The organism is Pseudoalteromonas sp. SMS1 (assembly GCF_021530565.1).
GTDB lineage: Bacteria > Pseudomonadota > Gammaproteobacteria > Enterobacterales > Alteromonadaceae > Pseudoalteromonas.
In genome coordinates this window covers 191,845-211,596 of record NZ_JAKGBI010000003.1, presented here as the reverse complement: position 1 = coordinate 211,596, position 19,752 = coordinate 191,845, and the positions used below count along the sequence as shown (strand labels likewise).

Sequence of the window (19,752 nt, the reverse complement as noted above, 5' to 3'; positions counted from 1 at the left end):
AATCCTTTGATTTTTCAATTTATTTTTCTCGATTTGAATGACTAATTGTGACTATCTCAGTCTACACATAAGTTCATAACAATTCCATGTAAGTCACATCTTGGTCTTGGCAAGCTGCATGATATGTCATCTATTTTGGATATTATCAATACAATGGTTCAGTTATTTACACCTACCTCTCAACCAAAACTTCATGCCATTTTGTTGGCCACAAGTTTGTTATGCGCATCCGTTTCACGCGCCGCGCCCACTTCACCATTAGTCAAAACCACATCGGTTTTACCTTGGCACCAAGGCATTCAGGGTCAGCTCTCTTGTCAGGTGTCCGTCCCTCACCAATACACCATCGCCAGCGAAAGTCAGGCTAAGCTTATTTATATGCTCAGTAATGGCAGTTATGTAAAAAAAGGAGACTTGTTAGCAGAGCAAGATGGTTTTTACCTACATCAATCACTGAAAGCTCAACACTATGAACTCAAAAAACATACGACCAATCTTGATTATCATGACCAAGAATATAAACGCTTAATAAAACTAGACAAAACGCATATTTCTGAGTCCTCGATTAATCAACATGCTTTGTCCTTAACGCTCGCCCAACAATCAGTTGCAGCCGCAAAAAATACGATTTCAACACTCGAAAAACAGATTGCAGCGCTCAAGCATTACGCGCCTCACGATGGTGAAGTCAGTGCACTACATAGCCACCTCGGCAGTTTTGTTGCGAAAGGGGATGCCATACTAAGCTTTATTGCAACCAATGAGAGAGAGCTTCACTGCGAGCGACCCCACGCGCAAGGTCAGCTGACACATCAAACTGACAACATCACATTCTCCCTCTTCTCCTCGACACCGTTGCAATTAAACCGATTTACCAGAAGTCTAAATCAGCGCCATCAAACACAATCATTGTGGTTTCTGATCCCTAACGAGTTTGCCAATCTGCCCATCGGCAAACTCGTCACTGTACAATGGCAATCTCATACCGACAAACTCGCCAAACTGCCTGTTGAAGCGGTGACTTTTGAACACAATAATGCGTATGTCTGGCGCGTTAGTATGGACCAAAAGGCCGAGAAAGTGGCCGTGAAAGTGTTACAAAATCAGGCTCATCACTTTATCGTTCAGAGCGCTTTACGCGCCGGGGAGCACGTCATTGTGTTGGGCCAAGCAAACGTTTCTGAAGGTACCCAGGTTAACGTACTACCAACCGACACCTTGCTCGCACAAGGAGAGTAACCATGACGAGACCCCATACACTCATGACGCTCAAAGATAAAGTCATTGCCTCCGTCGCAGCGTTAATATGTATCTTTGCTGTGATTATCGCCAATCAATTAGAAAGTGCCTTACTTCCACCTATCAAACGACCCGAAATAGCCGTTAATATTATTTGGCCGGGTAAAAGTGTCGAGGAAATTCAACAAACATTGAGCTCTCCGCTGGAAGACGTCCTCAATGGCATACCAAGTAGTACCCTTATATCGACTACGGTAAGTGCAGGCAGTGCCAATATAACTGTGAGGTTCCAAGCAAACGCGGACATGGAAGCGGCCTACCTCGAAACCTTAAATCGGATTAATCAAGTCTCAAGTTGGCCAAGTGAAGTCCCTGCCCCCACCGTCACCAACTATGCTTCTGGCAGCAGTGCTTCTCTTGCCTCAATGATGTTAATCAGCAAAACATCGGCAACACAGCAAGACTTTATTCGCGCTTTTGAGCAGTATTTAAAGCCCGCGCTCAGTCAAATAAAGGGGGTTCAACGTGTAATCACGAGCAATAACCCAACTCAGCAACGCGTTGATATTGTTTTACAACATGAAAAGCTAAAACGTTTTGGCCTGAACATCGCACATATACAAACGCAGCTAAATACACTGAGTGATGGCTCTGGTGACCATATGTATTTGGGCGACAGGCGATACGCTTTACACTTTTCTGGACAAAAAAACCTATCTGAGCTGATGTCACACCCCATCGCCTATCATGCACCGGCGGTTGTGAAGTTGTCTGACATTGCAACTATTCAACAACGCACTGAGCGTGAATGGATGTTCTCATCTGTACATGGGAAGCGTGCATTTTATATCTACTTTCAATCCTCTCCCGATGTCAACGTACTTGCTGCGCTTGATCAAACTAAAAAGGTCATTGCGCAGTTAAATCAAGGACCTTTGGCCGACCTCGATATGGAGCTGGTGCTCAGTCGAGACGATTCAAAAGCCATTAAGAACGCCATTTCACAAGTTTATTTTTCACTCCTTTTAGGCATTATTTTATCCAGTTTGGTGCTTTACTACTTTATCAAGCAGAGTCGCTTTGTCGTTTTGATTTTTGTCTCAATCCCCGTTTGTGTTGCTGTGGTTGTGCTGCTCATGCACATATTTAATTTTAGTCTCAATGTTATCAGCTTAGCTGGTATGGCACTGTCCATTGGATTACTACTCGATGCCAGTATCGTCGCAGTTGATAGTATTGAACAAAAACGCCGCCAAGGTGAACATCTCAATCAAGCGATTATATCTGGCATTCACGCTGTCAGGGGCGCGGTGATCTCATCAACACTCTCAAGTATTGTGATTTTTGTCCCCATACTCTTGATGCAAAGCCCCGAAGCACAGCTATTTAAAGATCTTGCTTTTACGATATCAGCCGCCTTGCTAGCTTCTTTGCTATACGCATTGTATGTACTTCCTGTCATCGCCAAAACGCTCCTGAGAAAGGCCCCAAACCAACAACACAGCGCCATGCACGTGCGTGGGGTGTTCTACAAATTAACTAACTCCAAACCTGCCTCATTGAGTTTACTGGTGGTATTAATTCCACTGGCATGCCTAGTGATTTGGCAGCTTACTCCTCAAACCAACTTACTACCTGCCGCCAAAAATCGTGCGGTACATGCCTACATTAGCTTTAAAGACCCACTTTCTCCGCAGGCCACTCAAACCCATATTGCGGAGCCAATCCTGAGCAGATTAGCGCAACAACAACGCCAAGGCAGTGCACCCAGTTACGATTTGTCCGGGCTACTTTGCTGGCAAGGGTTTTGTCTACTGTACTTTTACCCGCCGCAGCAATGGCATTACGACACATTTAGTCAATGGCTGAAAAGTGAAATTGTCCATGACTTGCCAGGTACACATGTCACTGTCGTACAAGAAGCGCTGCTACGACTCGTGATGCCAAATGCAGGTGTCACCTATTTAGATTTGCAAGGCGCTGAATTCTCAACATTACAATTTGCTGGTCAACAATTATTGCACCACTTACAAACCACTATTGACGGTGCACAAATTCGAGCAGTCAGTGAACTGACTAATCGTATTGCTAGGATCAACTTTACGCCAAATCATGAAACGCTCTTGCGCTATAACATCAATTTACGCGATTTAAACATGCACTTATCAGCACTTACTCAAGGCGTGTATCTAGGCCGCTTTAATCGCCAAGGGCAAAACTTACCCTTTTATTTAAAGATACAACCCGCAGAAGATTTGCAAGCGCTCATGAATAGGGAAATAGACATTGCAGGAGTGGGACTCAGACCCATTTCTGAGCTTACCAATGCGCAGTTTTCTGTTGCTCCCGCTCAGCGCAATCGCATTAATCAGCGCAGCGTGGTCACCTTAAGCCTCACGCCGCCAACACATATGAGCCAGAGTGAATTCATCAATACAATTAAGCAGGAGACCGCTGACTTTTTAACTCACAATCAATTTGCCAACATAAACACCACATGGCGAGGAAGTGCAGATAAGCTTGATGAATTCATCGCAGAGTTTGGCACCATGTTTTTAATGTCATTGCTTATGCTGTGCTTTTTACTGCGCCTAAGTCTAAGCAATTGGCGCCAAACATGGGCTGTATTGCTGAGTATGCCGCTGGCCATGCTCGGCGGCATGCTGTGTTTGCGCCTACTCGGACTCACAACTCACCAACCACTTGATATCATCACAATGATTGGATTTATTATTTTAATGGGGCTGGTCATCAACAATGCGATTTTACTGATAAATCACTATGAGTTTGCTATACAGCATGGCGTAACTCAGAAAGTCGCCATCATACAGGCAATTTCTGTTCGTAAACGGCCCATTTTAATGAGTACAGGCACCAGTATATTTGGCATGTTGCCACTGATGCTGGTACCCAGAGAAGGGGCGGAAATATATAGGGGGCTTGCCGCTGTCATTGTAGGTGGTATGGCCTTCAGCGCGGTGTTAAGCATGCCTTTTATGGCAGCTCTTCTATCGCAGCCTTGGTTTGGTGACAAGTCCATACAAACTCACCCAAAGTCAGCTTCAGCTGCTTAACAGCATGCCTTCTCTAATTCCACAACAACAAATGGCCTGATTTGAGGGTCAGCGCCATTTATTGTTTAATACTTTGAGACTAGGCATTTACTCTCTATTAGGAATCATTGGATAATCACTCTAGATTCATTTGAATCACTTAAACTTGTTCAATATGTAGTGAAAAGACAGGGGAAAATCATGAACATAAGGAATGTGCAAACATACGGCATACTGTGGTGGTGTTTGCTCATAGTATTAGGATGGCATGGTGCAACGCAAGCGCAAAGCGACACACGCCAAAAACCTCACGTGGCCATCGTCGGTTCAGGGCCCTTGGTACCCCAAGGCAATGGGCAAGCGATCCCTATTAGTTATAAAAATACCACAGAGGTTGATGTTGAAATCCTACATCTCACCAGTCCACATGATTTCTTGAATCGTTATTACCTCAATGACAATGTTTATCCAAGTACCTTAGATCGCCTGAGTTACAGCTTTAACAGTGTCTTTGCCGACAGGTATACGCTACCAACAGGGAGTTCAGAAGAAATTCATAGTGCCAAACTCCCAATTCCTGCCCAGTTAGCATCCGGTTGGTATATTGTCACCCTTAAAGCCGCGGGGATGTTTGATGATATTCAAGCCAAACACATGTTACTGACAGAGTTAGGGGTACAGGCTAGGATCCAAAAAAACGAGGCGTACTTTAGTGTCAATCGGCTAAAAGATGGCAGTAGTGTTGCCAATGCAAAGGTCAGTCTTTACCGTAAGCATGAATTAATCAGACAGGGAACGACCGACACCGCTGGCAATGTCCACTTCTCAGTCATGGTTGAAGAAAATGACATTGTCTTTGTTGAACATGAAGGCAACGGTCACACACCCGAAGTCGCCTTATTACCTTTGAAAGAAACTCCACTCGACCTCTCTGGTTATGATCTTGGTGGGCGAATGTACCAAGACTCGGAAGCCTATATTTACAGTAACCGAGATTTAGTCAGACCGGGTGATGCATTGCCTATCAATATTTTATTGCGTAACCAAGATGGTTACTCCATAGACAGAGACACACTTACCCTCACGGTTAAAAATCCACATCAAGACGAGATTGTTAAAGAAACCCTGCCTATTAGCGATTCGGGTTTATTTGAAAAGGTACTGACTACCGCCAAAGATTGGCCAACCGGACGCTATACCGTAGGCGTAAAAATAGACCCAAGCTCAACTCGGTCACTCAATGAATTTCAATTTCAATTAGAAGAATTTGTTCCTGAGCGCATGGACTTGAACGTATCACCCACTGCGCAGTTTGTCTATACAGGTAGGAGCAACCAAATTGCGTTGACGGGTAAATACCTCTTTGGCAGCCCAGCTGCTGGCAACCAATTTACTACAGATATTTCTTATCAGCCGATACGTCACTTTTCAGGGCCTTACAAAGAGTTTGTTGTCGGACAAGATTTTTATCTGCCGAGTCGCTTTAAGTCTCTGGCCAAAAAACGTATGTCCAACGAAGGCATCGCTTCGGTCGATATCCCTACCCCCAGTGCCAGCAGGATAAAAAGCCCAATTAAAACGACTGTGTTTTTTGCACTGCAAGAGTCAGGGGGCGCTGCGGTACAGCGCAGTACTACGTTTACAAGCTGGAAAGATCAAAACCTACCCGCTCTTAAACCGCTCAGCAAAACATTTGCGTATAAATCTGATGCAACCTTTGATGTTGCATTACTTAGCCCAAATGGCCAAAAACTCGAAACCGGTCGCGTCAAGTTAACTTTGTATTATGACCAAGGCCGCGCTTATTGGATGTATGAAGAAGGCATTGGCTGGACACGCAAGAAACAAGATCAATGGCGTAAGGATCAACAGATCGTTGTTGACTTGAATGCGGATACCGCACGTATAGCACTCCCGGTAAGTTGGGGAGACTATAAACTGGAAGCCACGGACCTGAGCACCGGCGCTCAAACTTTGCATTATTTTTACGCAGGTTGGGAGCGCGGTTACCACCAATCTCCAGCAAAACCAGAGCATTTGCAATTGTCACTGAATAAAACAGCCTACACAGCTGGTGAGCAAGCAAAGGTCACATTTGATGCCCCCATTGATGGAGAGCTCCTGATCACACTGGAGTCTGACAAAGTACTGTGGAGTCGAAAAGTAGCCATCGAGCAAGGGCAAAGAAACATCACTCTGCCTCTGAGCAAAGACCTGAATCGTCATGATTTATATGTCACCGCAAGCCTATTTGGTCAACAACAGCAAGCCCCCAAGCGCTATTTAGGTATCACACCTCTTAGATTGGATAGAACAGAGCGTCAAATCGCTCTCTCAGCGACGCTCCCTGATAGCATAGAGCCCCTGCAAACCATTACCATCCCCATCAAAGCCTCCGGCGTAAAAACCGATCAAACCAGTTGGGTCACGGTCTCAATGGTTGACAAAGGGATCATCAATTTAAGTCGCTTTAAGCCGCAAAACCCGCACACTTTCTTGTTTTCTCAGCGTCGATACAGTGGTGATATCATCGATTTATATTCGCGCCAATATGACCCGAGGCCCAACCCGTTTGCACAATCAAGATTTGGTAGCGACAACAATGCCAATAACACAAATCGAAATGATGACCTCGTTGAAAGCAAAACCATTCAGTTAATGTCTAAGCCCACACAACTAGTTGACGGCGAGGCAGTTGTTGAGCTGACACTGCCAGACTACAATGGCGAAGCCCAAATCATTGTGACCGCTTTTAATGACCAACAAGTTGGCCAATTAATACAAGACCAAGTTATCCGTATGCCACTCGTCGCAGAGCTTAGTGTACCGCGCTTTTTAGTGCCAGGTGACCACGCTAGCATCGCCATTGATTTACACAATGTCAGTGGGAACAAAAAGCACTTAACAGTCAATTTACAGACCGATTCGGACATTGAACTTCCTAAAAATATGGCACAACGTATTTCATTGGATGATGGAGAAAACTGGCGTCACACTCAACCAATCAGGGTGTCAGAAACCGCACCAGATACCGTCGTTACTTTTACATTGTCCGTTCAAGGAGAGGATATTGATCTCAAGAGAAGCTGGCGCGTACCCGTCAAATACATAGAACCATGGGCAACTCGAGTGACCAACCAAATACTTCCTCCTGGTCAAGCGATGACTGTCTCAGCATCTGCATGGCACGGGCTCAATATGCAACCAAGCAAAGCGGGCAATTTACTGGTCAGTCATGGACCTATATTCAATATTACTGAATTTGCAACCGGTTTACATGCCTACCCTTATGGCTGTGCAGAACAAACAACCAGTAAAGCCTGGCCCTTTGCACTAAACCATGCCCAACTAACAAAGTTTCAGCACAACGCATTACAGAAAAATGTGCAACTATCAACTAGCCAAGCATATTTAAGTGCCGCAATTAAACGTTTAAAAACCATGCAAAAGACTTCTGGAGGGTTTGCCTTATGGGGAAGCTATGGCGCTGAAAAACCTTGGTTGACGGTCTATGTAACCGATTTACTGACGCACATTAATCGCAATTACCCAGAATTAGTGCCAAGCGCCATGTTAGAAGATGCGCAGTATCGTGTTTTAAGATATGCACGTGGAGATTTTGTCGATGGCTTAGCAAACTCTCATGCCGAGTCCACTGCCGCAAAAAGTTATGCGGCTTATCTGGCAAGTCGATTAGGAAAGTTAAGCTTCAGTGATCTCGAAGCGCTGCACCTGAAAACGCATCCCTCTAAATTGAGCCTATTACACCTTGCGGCGGCTTACGCCAACACGGGGGCGAGCTTACCTAGCGCACAGCTATTGAAACAGTATCAACAGCAGCAAAGAACGAAACACTACTTTTATGATTATGGCAGTGACATTCGTGATGCTGCACTGGCAACATTGGCCCTTGATAGCATTGCCCAAGTAAAAGATCTTCATCAAGAAGCGCAAAAACTACGCACAACTTTGTTAGAGCAACTCCCAGACCAAGTGGCAGACATTGATTGGTTGAGTACACAAGAACGTGCCGCCTTGTTACGCAGTGCCGTTGCCAGCGCCAAACTGAACCAGCAGCATGTGGCCGTAACAATAGACAACCAAGCGAATACGCAGCAAGGATTAGTATCACATCCCTTGACGCCAGGCCTGTTAATTAAAAATACAGGAGATAGCAACCTGTATGTTCAGCAATTAGCAAAAGGGTATGTTGAGCTCGATGAGCAACTTGCGAATCACACCAATCCATTTAACACGATTAAAATGAAGCACTTTGTCAGGCGCTGGTATACACTCGATGGCCAACCTTTGGATGATAATATTACGCTCAAAGTGGGCGACCGCCTTCTCGTCGTACTGGATGTTCAAAGTAAAGAACGTATTCCAGATACGCTTATCGTAGATCGTATACCGGCTGGTTTTGTACTTGAAAATCCTGCCTTATTGCAAGATCTTAATATAAGTGAATTGTTACCACCTAATGTCAACCTCGCAGATATCGAACATCAGGAGTACCGCAATGATAGGTATGTGGCAGCGGCCGAGCTCACTAAAGAGAAGCAACAGTTTGCCTATTTGCTTCGCGCAGAGGTACCTGGAGTATATGGCAACCCACCCACCTTTCTAGAATCAATGTACCGCCCGCAAAAGCATGTGCTTTATAGGCAATATCCCTCTACGCTCACTATCGTGCGCTAGCAGGTTAATCGTTCCTTAGGCAGATAATTGCAACGCACTTATCTGCCGCTCACTTAGCCTTACTAACATGATCATTAAAAAAGCCTTTATCACCGCATTATTCACGCTTCTCATGTTGTTGATGGCAGCGATGGTTTGGCATTATCAAAACCCACTCCCCCCGATTTACCCACATGGACCGGCAACGCGTATCACCGCAAGCGATCAAATGACTTTACGTGCATTTGGCGACAAACTCGGTGTTCACCGCTACCATGTCCAAGTTTCAGAAGTGGACGAGTTTTATCTCAATGCCTTGCTACATTATGAAGACCGTTGGTTTTATTATCACTATGGCGTAAACCCGCTGGCACTTGCACGTGCTGCGGTGCAGTGGATTGTACATGGTCAGATCATCTCGGGTGGCTCGACGCTCACTATGCAAGTCGCAAGATTAATTGATCCCCATGACCGTACAATCATGGGAAAGCTTCATCAGATAGGCCGCGCGATACAGCTAGAGTGGTACTACAGCAAACAAGATATTCTCAGCTTCTACCTCAACCTTGCGCCCTTTGGGGGCAACATTGAGGGTATCGGTGCCGCATCGCTCAAGTACTTTGGCAAGCACCCGAAACACCTCAATAAAAACGAAGCAGCATTGCTGGTGGTCATTCCCCAAAAGCCCTCGCGTTTTCGCCCAGATCGGGACATCGACTTGGCAAAAAATATGCGTAACAAAGTGCTCAATCGACTACAGCAAGGTCATTTAATTGATGCCGAACAGTACCAATTATTCGCAGCTGAACCCATTAAGTTATACGATCGAGCAGAATATCCATTAGCGCCACTTCTTAGCAGGTACTTAAGAAACCAGTCTCCACTTAGCCATACAATAAAGACGACTGTGGACTACGAATTACAGGTCCGGCTTAGCAGACTGTTACACAGGGTCAGCACACGCTTGCCACACAGGGCTTCTGCTGCGGCACTGGTTGTTGACAATCACAGTGCACAGGTCATTGCATATCAAGGCTCCGTTGACTTTAATGATTTAAGTCGTTTCGCCCATGTCGATATGGTTCGAGCAATCCGCTCCCCTGGCTCAACCTTAAAACCCTTCATTTATGGCCAAGCTATCGATATGGGGCTCATTCACAGTAAAAGCTTACTCAGTGATATTCCCAGCGATTTCAAGGGCTATAAACCGCAAAACCTCAATGGCCACTTCAGTGGTGCCATCAGTGCAGAGCAAGCACTACAAAAGTCTCTCAATGTACCGGCCGTGCAACTTCTCAATCGCATTACCCCAGCACGTTTTGACGCCAATTTAAGGGCTGCGAATATTCAACTTGTTCATGAAAAAGCCAATTTATCAGTTGGCTTAGGGGGGACCGGTACCAACTTACTCAACCTGGCTAAGCTGTATGGCGCACTGGCAAGTCATGGTGAGGTTAAGGCGTTACAACTGCGTCAACCGCATCACCTACCCACCCCACAATTATCACCTGACACAGTCAGGATATTGAGCCCACAAAGTAGCTGGATAGTCTTCAAAATGCTTAGCTCGCAAAGTGCCCCAGATCGAGTTGTCCCCTCTACTCGCAGAGAAATTGCCTGGAAAACGGGCACGAGCTATGGCTACCGAGACTTTTGGTCTGTGGGCGTTAGCCCTGACTATACTGTGGCAGTTTGGGTAGGGCGACCCGATTCCAGTCCAATGCTAGGCTACCTGGGCGCCACGCAAGCCGCCCCCATCATGTTTGATATTTTTGATTTGTTACCCAAAGATCAGCGTACACTGTCAAAACCCGAAGGGGTTGAGCAAACCTTAATTTGCTGGCCCAGCGGCAGGGCAATCAGTCAAGTGCCGCAAGATCAATGTGTAGAACAACATCAGGCGCTTACAATTAACGGCATGACACCGCCCAGTATGGATTTATATGGCGATTTCAATATAACCTCACAATGGCCTGCCAAGTTAACGCAATGGCTGATTACACGAAAAGGTCTGCATCCCATAGAAACACCTGACGAAGTCAAACCGTCGATTACCATTACATCGTTGCGAAATGGCCAGCACTACTATCGCTCCCAGCTAGATGTATTGCCCCTCGCCTCTTCTCGACCCAAGGAGACACAATGGTTTATTAATCACCGACCGATCTCACAATCACAGCTTTCATTACGCAATTATCAAGGGAAAACGGTCGTTTCAGCTTGCATAAACACCCTGTGTGACAAGAAAACCATCTATATTCATCCTTGAAGCGTACATGCTAGAAACAGCTTACAAACCCATTTTATTTTTCTAAAATAAGTACAAACCCAATGGTGGCAGTTTAGATTATTATGTGGGATCTGCTAAACTCTTGGTTATTAGTGCGCTTTTTTCTGCGCAGCTTTTTGTCCAAGATTGAATAAGGTGAATGTAACAGTGTCAATAGATCCTTGGAAAGTATTAGAACTTGAACCAACATCAGATCAACAACAGATCGACGCAGCTTATCAGCAAAAACTCGCACAGCTTGACGCTGAGGCAGAGTCGGAACGAGAGCAACAAACCGTGATTCTCAAGCAAGCGTATCAAGCAGCCCTGCAAACACTGAGGCAACCTTTTAAGCCTGCTGAGTCAAGTTTGTCGAACCCACTTTTTAAGGAATTTGACGAAGAGTTAACCTCATTATTATCAAATGCTTTACGTCGAAATCAACTGACCGCATGGCAACTATTAATCGATCACCCTGCAGGACAAGAACACGTATTAAGGGACGATCTCAGTGCCCTGATATTTGATTTCATTCTTCACCATCAGAGGACGTGCGAAGATGACAAACAGTTGATCTCGAGTGAGATCCTCATTTATCTCACTGAACAATTAGAGTGGACATCTCGGGATGATTTAAGAGCGCGCTACGGCGACAACTTTTTCTACCGTATGACACAGCAGCAACTCCCCGAACCCGAGGCCATTGCGGAGCCCATTGCTGATACTGGTAATCTCGCTAATATTTTTATTGGACTTACCATCGTTTGTGCAATTGGATTATTAATGATTTCGGTTTAATTGGCGATGTGTACATTCTTAACTGGGCAATGAATCGCATCGACAAAGTCTGAAGGTGACGGCTTGATATGATAAGGTAGCCAGTAATTATTTTGAACTTGTCATATCTGCCATCCCAAATGGCGCCAAACTAAGGAAACTTCATGACCATCACTCGTCAACATACCAATCAGCGTATGAGTCGCATTGTTGTGCACAACGATACCATTTATTTGTGTGGCCAAGTGTGTAAAGACGCGACGCAAGGCATCAAAGAACAAACACAAACCATGTTAGATAAAGTAGATGCGCTGTTAGAAGAAGCCAACAGCGATAAATCCCACCTTTTAAGCGCAACCGTTTACATTAGTGATATGCAGTATTTTGCGCAAATGAATGAGGTTTGGGACGCTTGGGTACCTGAAGGTCACGCGCCAGCTCGTGCATGCGTTGAAGCGGCTATGGCGAGACCCGAATTACTCGTAGAAGTCTCGGTTGTTGCCGCCGTGAAAAAAGGCTAATACACCTGTGGAGGCAAGCTGAAATACTTGCCCCCCTAAAGTCCAATCATTTAGATTACGACATCGGCACGCTCAGTTAATTGCACCAACCCTTCATTTAACCGTGTCATCGCAACATCAAATTCGGCCCTACTGGCCGGTCCACCTAAAGTGAAGCGAATGCCATTTAAAGTGGTGGGCGCTTGCTTGGCACTAAATACATCCAAAGTTCGGACCAACACACGGTGTCCTTTTAAGTGGGCTGATATGTAATGCATATTGAGCGCATCGGGCAGTATCAAGCAAACATTCAACCCAGCAAATCGTGCATGTAAATCGAACCGCACTAGCACATTCTGTAGCGCTTGTTTGCGATACCGCAATTCATCCGCAAGTTTATGCTGTACGTACTCATATTCCTTGCCCTGCAAAGCGCGCATCAGTAACTCAAAGTTCATCATCGAAACCGACCAACACTGCGCATGAATGGCGCCGATGACCGACTGCTGCCAAAGCAAAGGGGCGAGCACATAGCCAGCTCTCAAACCACCGCTAAAATACTTAGAAAAACTCGCGATATAGAACACTCGATCTGGTGCTTTTTGCCACAAAGGCAATCGCCACATCTCTGGCAAACAATAGTTAACGTCATCCTCTAATATGAAAAAGTGATATTTACGACTTAGCGCAAGTAATCCGCTTAGCGTCTCTTCGCTATACTGTATATTGGTCGGATTTTGACAATTTGGTGTGATATAAATCGCCTTGACGGTGTGAGACTGGCATACACTTTCTAAAGCTTGAAGGTCGATGCCATCATCAAGCATGGGAATACCATGATGTTGCAAGTGAAGGCTGTCGCACGCCTTGAAAAAACCAGGGTAAGTTAGCGCTTCATGCAATACCAAGTCTTGTGGTTCACACAGGGCTGATAAACAGGCGAAAATCCCCTGCTGTGCTCCCTGCGTGAAAATAATATCATGTTGCGCACACTCAAACCCTTTAAGCTTAAGCCACTCTCGGTAAAATCGCTGATGACGCTCTAATCCATTGAGCTTATATGTCATCACGTCACTGAGCGCCGCAACATTGCTAGACAACGACTGCATGGCCGCAGCCATCACGGCATCTTGCCCCATATTTGGTTGCACGCTGGATGCTAAATCACTGAGCCCCGGTACTGAACGCACATTACTGCGTTTCGCCACATAGGTGCCGGCCCCCAACTTTGCACTGACATATCCCCGTTGCTCTAAGAGCACATAAGCACGTGTCACGGTGCCATGCGTAATATTCAGTTGATCAGCCAATGTCCTTTGAGCTGGCAATCGCTGCTCAAACGCCAATCGCTTCTCATCAATAGCATGTTCAATTAATTGTGCTAAAGCCATGTATTTAGGCTGTTCTAGAGCAAGCGCATGAAACGTTTCAATCTCTGGGTGCCAAATTGTATTCATAACAATAAATAAATTGATGACTAATTGTATTTATGACACTAATAGAATACAGAGCAAATAGCAACAATTGTATCAATACAATAATAGGAGGAACACAATGCAAACCGCGGATCTTGTCGCGCTCATGCCAGCCCTAGTCATATTTAGTTTTGCCGCTTCGATCACCCCTGGGCCAAACAATATTTTACTCACTTACTCTGGCGCAAATTTTGGGGTTAGAAAAACAGTTCCTCACATTGCAGGGATTCGCGCAGGTATGACATTAATCCACCTGATCATGCTCATTGGGCTCGGTCAGCTACTTGTCAGTAACCCTAATTTACATATGCTCTTTAAATTGCTAGCCAGTGGCTACATCCTATTCTTAGCATATAAAATCTCTCAAAGCAGCGCGCCCAATCAGCTTAAAAGTGAGAAAGACAAGCCGATGTCATTTTCACAAGCGGCCATATTTCAACTGATTAACCCCAAGTGTATTGCCACATTACTTTCGTTAAGTACCGCACTCACGCTACCGGGCGAATTATATTGGCCTTCAGCGGTACTTGGTGTCTTGATGTTTAACCTCATTGCCTTATTCAGTGGCTTCAGTTGGATATACTTTGGCAAGGTCATAAGCCAACGACTGCAAAACCCCAAACATCAGCAGTACTTTAATTATGTTATGGCTTGCCTATTGCTCGCTTGCTTACCATTAATCCACATCAATTAGAGATTGCGAGACGACATATGAAGTTAATCAGTCAATTGAACAAACAGCAGTTTCATGAAGTTTATTTATTTCTCTCACAACGAAGCTATTGGAGTAAGGGCATTCACCAAGATAAACTGAGAACCGCACTAGATAATTCGCTCTGCTTTGCCTTGGTCGATGGTGGGCAATTGATTGCCTTTGCCAGAGTGGTAAGCGATTATGCCACGTTTGCCAATTTGTTAGATGTTTTTGTATTGGAGCCTTTTCGAGGTAAAGGGCTGGGTAAAAAGCTCATAGATGCAGTGGTCACTCACCCCAAGCTTCAAGGGCTGAGACGGTTTACACTCGCAACCCATGACGCGCACGACTTATATCGACAGTTTGGCTTTGAGTGCCCTGCTCAACCAGAATACTTGATGGAACGATATGACAAAGGGGCAAACATACGAAGCATGCATACCTTCTAAACAAGCATAGGCGGTCAATTTTATCACTTTACTTGCGACCTATCTTAGCTGGCTGGCACGCCAACCAGCTAATGGGCAGACTTATTTTCGCTGGTCCTGACAAGACCAACGCTGCCATGATATACCGGTCAATTACTTGCCAGTATGTGGAACTGGCTTACATGGGAAGTAGCAACCTGTAACCGCGGCGCCACCGGCCACTTTAGCTGTTGCCGTAACAGTGACTTGTTTGCTTGAAAGGTTAGCCAGTTTTTTTGCTTTTAGGGTAAGTTTCATGATCATTTCCTTATTTAAATTAATCAACTGCCATCACTATGGCGAAAAATAAAATACCCCAAAAAAATCAAATATCAAGCCATAAATTATTTAAAAATACTTTTAAATCATTATTTTGCATATTATTAGAACAATAAAATGCACAAATCAAAATAATAAAATGCAATGCCGAAGCCAGCCATCGTCCAGAAATTCGGTAACTCAGCTTAGTCACTTTAAATCTTTTCCTGTTAGCGATCTCAACAATTGAAACTAAAGCACTTTTGACATAGATCAAACCGTGATTAACCCATTCAACCTGTGCAAAGTCTACCTATCTCATAACGCTTGTCTCCCTTGCACTTCACTTTTAATGTAAGTGATATCCTAGTTAACTGATAAAAATTATGAAAACGACATTTACCCTCGCAGCATTGAGCACTTTGTTTGGGCTTGCATCTGTCAGCAGCTACGCAAGCACAACACTTAAATCCGAAGACATTTTCCAATTGGAGTACGCCGCAAGCACGCAAATCAGTCCAAATGGTAAAAAAATCGTTTATGAGCGAAATAGTTATGACATCATGAACGACACGCCAAAACGCGCTTTGTGGATTTACAACGTACAGACAAAAGCGCACTACCCACTCTTTTCGGACCAATTCAACTACAGTCAGCCTCGGTGGTCACCTGATGGCAGTAAAATCGCATTTACAAGTAATCGCAGTGGATCTCGACAGCTACATGTTTACTGGGTCAAGCAAGATAAACTAGCTGTACTAACTCAACTGCCAAAAGCGGTTAACAACATCACTTGGTCACCTGATGGAGAGCAAATTGCCTTTACCATGAACGTGCCACAAGGTAAGTCCAACTTTGCTAAGTCGGTCAAATTACCCAGCAAACCAAAGGGCGCGAAGTGGTCTGAACCTGTTAAAGTCATTGATAAAGCAAGATACCAAGCTGACGGCAGCGGTTTTATAGAACCTGCATTTCGCCATGTATTTGTTTTGCCAGCGAACGGCGGAACGCCAAGACAAATCACCCAAGGGGACTTCCAACATTATGGTCCGCTAACTTGGAGCCCAGACAACCAATACGTGGTTTTCTCTTCAGATCACCACCCTGAATGGGAATACAGGACCACAGAAGCCGATCTGTATAAAGTGGATGTGAACGACACAACCTTGACACAACTGACCGACTTACCAGGTCGAGAGTACAATCCAACATTTTCAGATAAAGGTGACAAACTCGCATTTATTCGTCGTAGCAATGAACCGGTCCCTTACATCAATGCACAATTGGCGCTACTGAATACCAAAGACAGTAAAATTAAGACGTTAACTGAAGAGCTTGATCGGTCTGTGGCAGATTATCAGTGGTCAGGTAAAGGAGACTTTGTGATTCAATACGATGACCACGGTAAACGCGTACTGGCAAAAGTTTCCTCGCGAGGCAAAATAAAGCACCTTCTTAACGATGTCTCTGGCACCACGTTGGGGCGCCCATATGTGAGTGGTAATTTTACCATGGCAAACAGTGGGGCGATTGCGTTCACACAAGGCAACAGTCATGCCCCTGCCGATGTTGGGTACTATTACAAAGGTAAAAAGTCGACACTGACCCAATTAAACCAAGATTTACTTGCGACTAAGACACTGGGAGAGGTGCATGAACTGACCTATCAATCAGAATTCGATGGTGAACAGATTCAAGGTTGGTACATCACGCCACCCAATTTTGATAAATCCAAAAAATACCCATTGTTGGTCGAGATCCATGGTGGCCCTCACCTCGCTTATGGGCCGCACTTTAGTGCTGAGTTACAGCGCTATGCCGCAGAAGGTTATGTCGTGGTTTACGTGAACTACCGTGGTTCAACCAGTTATGGCGAGCGCTTTGCCCTTTTACTAGATGGTAAATATAGTTCAAAAGAAGATTTTGCCGACCACAACTCAGCAGTAGATGCATTAATCGCGAAAGGATTTATCGATGAAAACAACCTGTTTATTGCTGGGGGATCAGCGGGTGGCATTGCAACGGCATACGCCATTGGCCTCAGCGATAGATTCAATGCTGCAGCAATTACCAAACCCGTCATAAACTGGATCAGTAAAGTACTGACCGCCGACAGCTATTTAGGACAAATCCGTAACCAATTCCCTGGTTTACCTTGGGATAACCTTGCGCATTACTGGCAGCGTTCACCGCTTTCTTTAGTGGGCAACGTCACAACCCCCGCTCTTATCATGACAGGCGAGCTAGATAGACGCACACCAATGTCTGAGTCGGAGCAATTTTACCAAGCACTTAAATTGCGTAAAGTCGACACCGTACTGATTCGCGTTCCAGGGGCACCACATGGCATCGCAGGCAGACCATCACGTATGATTTCCAAAATTGAACATACCTTGGCCTGGTTTGACATGTACCGCAAGCCACAAGACAAGTAGGCTTCATGTATAAGAGGGCAAATGCCCTCTTATACACTTATGCTCTTTATATTTTAGGGACTAAATTAAATCCAACCTCAGCCGATATACTGTGTATGAACATTCCCCCTGACAAGGAGTCAGCATGCTATCGAAAATTCTTTCTCACACATCTATAACCATGCCCAATAAGCCGCAAGCTGCCGCTTCACAAGATGCTCGTTCCAATGACTCAGTTCACGCGAAACAAGCAAAAAATCAACAACAAGAAGACGAAAAGTCCCCCATTATCACCAAAGAATTGGATGAAGAAGCGAATGGCTACAAAGCGCGTAACCCAAGCTTTAAGAGCCAATATGAAGAATTAGAAAAGGTCGTTGCGTTGCTTCAAGAACAAATTCGTAATTTACAAAAAGAGATAAATGAATTGAGGAAAGCGCCTATCCAACGCACATTGACCTTACATACCACACCTTCACCCGAAGAGCCTGATCCCAACCTTAAAGAACCAAATGCTCATTTAGGCAGTCAATATTACAAAAATACGGAAGTGGAGGAGCAGGTTGAAATGCTCGAACAACAACTCAGAGAAAAACAATCTCAAGCGGCCCAACTGCGCACAAAAATGATTGATATGATCTTAGAAGAGCGTCGTAAAAAGAACCGCTAAACGCGGCTTTTGGCAGCATGCCTTGCTATGCTGCCACAGTGTTTTTATCACCTTTAAATTCCCCCTTTATTACCCGAACCGCTACAACTTCTTGTGTTCCCTTTTTGGAATGCACGCTTTATCTCGGATGGGGTTAGCACTTTGTGATAAAACAACACCTCACCAATTGCGCCTTTGAATAGCCCTGTTTTAAAAGAAGAACGGCTCCCTATACGCAGCGCTACCTCATTGCTCAATGAACCTTGACGGCCTGTGGGATCAAATGCACTGTTAAATTCGCCATTTAAATAAAAGCGGATCCCCTTGCGGCGATCTCTATCGATGCTCACTGCAACATGGTGCCACTGGTCATCAGCCACAAACGCTTTTGAATCAAAAAATGTGCACGATGAATCAGGTTCCTGACAATACCAACTGCCGTTACCATCAGCCAACTGCAACGCCAAAAAGCCATCATCAATATAAAATACGTAACCTTGTACATCGGATACTTGGTCTTCATAGCGTTTATCAATAATAATGTGCTGCCCAAGTGAGGCTGTTTTTACCCAAGTAGAAACTGAAAAGTCACCTTTGTGCACATCTAAATTATCATCATGTACTTCGACATAATCATCAAAACCATCTAAGCAAAACGCGACATTGTCTTTTTTATTCGCAAGACTAATCACCTCCCCTTGAGAAATTGAAAGCTGTGACTGCTCGCTTTTTAAGACCCTCGTTTTTGCATTTGGCCAAACACTCCATATTAATATACCTGCCACGACCAATAATGCGCCCACAACAAGTAAATACCAGTGCTTACCATCGGTCACATAATCAAATTTAACGGGCTGGGCTAACAGATAACCTTTTCCACGGATATTCTTGATCTGCTCTTGGTCATCCAGCGCTTGAAATGCTTTGCGCAAAATGCTGATACGCTGCTTTACGTTCTCATTCCCTGTGATTACCCCTTGCCAAACAATATTTTGTAATTGTTCAGCAGTCAGCGGTGTATTTTGATGTTCAACCAAAGCTAAAAGTAGTGTAAATGACAGTTCAGAGAGTGGTTGCTGTTCACCATTCTTGATTAAACTTTTAGTGTTTAAATCTGCATAAACACTGCCAACCCAAAGGCCTTTACAATTCTCTAAACTCAAACTCTTTTCTTCCATAAAAAATTTATCCATACATATCAATGAGTAACAATTCCCCATTTCCGGTAAAAATGATTTTACTCTTTATTTACCCTGTTTTTCTAGTGTTTTTTACGTTAC

The 19,752-nt window shown here is 44.7% G+C and carries 13 protein-coding genes; 10 read left to right on the top strand and 3 right to left on the bottom strand.

Annotated features, from left to right (window positions below; genetic code table 11):
- Positions 1–123: 123 nt before the first annotated feature.
- The 6 genes from L1286_RS04635 (at position 124) to L1286_RS04610 (ending at position 12,536) form a co-directional block, all read left to right on the top strand.
- Complete coding sequence (locus tag L1286_RS04635) at positions 124–1,239, top strand: efflux RND transporter periplasmic adaptor subunit (protein ID WP_235405743.1); 1,116 nt, start codon at positions 124–126, stop codon at positions 1,237–1,239.
- A gap of 2 nt (positions 1,240–1,241) precedes the next feature.
- The gene (locus tag L1286_RS04630) at positions 1,242–4,313 is read left to right on the top strand and encodes an efflux RND transporter permease subunit (RefSeq protein WP_235405742.1); all 3,072 of its coding nucleotides are present in this window, start codon (positions 1,242–1,244) and stop codon (positions 4,311–4,313) included.
- Between the two features lie 180 nt (positions 4,314–4,493).
- Complete coding sequence (locus tag L1286_RS04625; protein WP_235405741.1) at positions 4,494–8,990, top strand: alpha-2-macroglobulin family protein; 4,497 nt, start codon at positions 4,494–4,496, stop codon at positions 8,988–8,990.
- A gap of 67 nt (positions 8,991–9,057) precedes the next feature.
- Complete coding sequence (gene pbpC, locus L1286_RS04620; protein WP_235405740.1) at positions 9,058–11,238, top strand: penicillin-binding protein 1C; 2,181 nt, start codon at positions 9,058–9,060, stop codon at positions 11,236–11,238.
- Between the two features lie 168 nt (positions 11,239–11,406).
- Positions 11,407–12,036 carry a hypothetical protein gene (locus L1286_RS04615; RefSeq protein ID WP_235405739.1) on the top strand — a complete coding sequence of 210 codons (630 nt, stop codon included), beginning with the start codon at positions 11,407–11,409 and terminating at the stop codon, positions 12,034–12,036.
- Between the two features lie 143 nt (positions 12,037–12,179).
- On the top strand, positions 12,180–12,536 hold the full coding sequence (locus L1286_RS04610) for a RidA family protein (RefSeq protein WP_235405738.1): 357 nt from the start codon (positions 12,180–12,182) through the stop codon (positions 12,534–12,536).
- Between the two features lie 50 nt (positions 12,537–12,586).
- On the opposite strand, the gene L1286_RS04605 is transcribed toward L1286_RS04610, so the two are convergent.
- Complete coding sequence (locus tag L1286_RS04605; RefSeq protein WP_235405737.1) at positions 12,587–13,972, bottom strand: aminotransferase-like domain-containing protein; 1,386 nt, start codon at positions 13,970–13,972, stop codon at positions 12,587–12,589.
- A gap of 97 nt (positions 13,973–14,069) precedes the next feature.
- On the opposite strand from L1286_RS04605, the gene L1286_RS04600 reads away from it, so the two are divergent.
- The gene (locus L1286_RS04600; protein WP_235405736.1) at positions 14,070–14,684 is read left to right on the top strand and encodes a LysE family translocator; all 615 of its coding nucleotides are present in this window, start codon (positions 14,070–14,072) and stop codon (positions 14,682–14,684) included.
- A gap of 17 nt (positions 14,685–14,701) precedes the next feature.
- Entirely contained in the window at positions 14,702–15,133 is a 432-nt protein-coding gene (locus tag L1286_RS04595; protein WP_235405735.1) for a GNAT family N-acetyltransferase, read from the top strand.
- Between the two features lie 132 nt (positions 15,134–15,265).
- Here the strand turns inward: L1286_RS04595 and L1286_RS04590 are convergent, their stop codons facing one another.
- A complete protein-coding gene (locus L1286_RS04590) occupies positions 15,266–15,409 on the bottom strand; it encodes a hypothetical protein (protein ID WP_235405734.1) in 144 nt (47 codons plus the stop codon).
- Positions 15,410–15,795: 386 nt separating this feature from the next.
- On the opposite strand from L1286_RS04590, the gene L1286_RS04585 reads away from it, so the two are divergent.
- Together L1286_RS04585 and L1286_RS04580 are read left to right on the top strand one after the other, a co-directional pair.
- Positions 15,796–17,844: a S9 family peptidase gene (locus tag L1286_RS04585; protein WP_235405733.1), complete on the top strand. Its 2,049-nt coding sequence runs from the start codon at positions 15,796–15,798 to the stop codon at positions 17,842–17,844.
- 124 nt (positions 17,845–17,968) lie between these two features.
- Positions 17,969–18,493, top strand: a complete 525-nt coding sequence (locus L1286_RS04580; protein WP_235405732.1) for a hypothetical protein — start codon at positions 17,969–17,971, stop codon at positions 18,491–18,493.
- Positions 18,494–18,546: 53 nt separating this feature from the next.
- On the opposite strand, the gene L1286_RS04575 is transcribed toward L1286_RS04580, so the two are convergent.
- Positions 18,547–19,650: a LamG-like jellyroll fold domain-containing protein gene (locus L1286_RS04575; RefSeq protein ID WP_235405731.1), complete on the bottom strand. Its 1,104-nt coding sequence runs from the start codon at positions 19,648–19,650 to the stop codon at positions 18,547–18,549.
- Between the last annotated feature and the right edge of the window lie 102 nt (positions 19,651–19,752).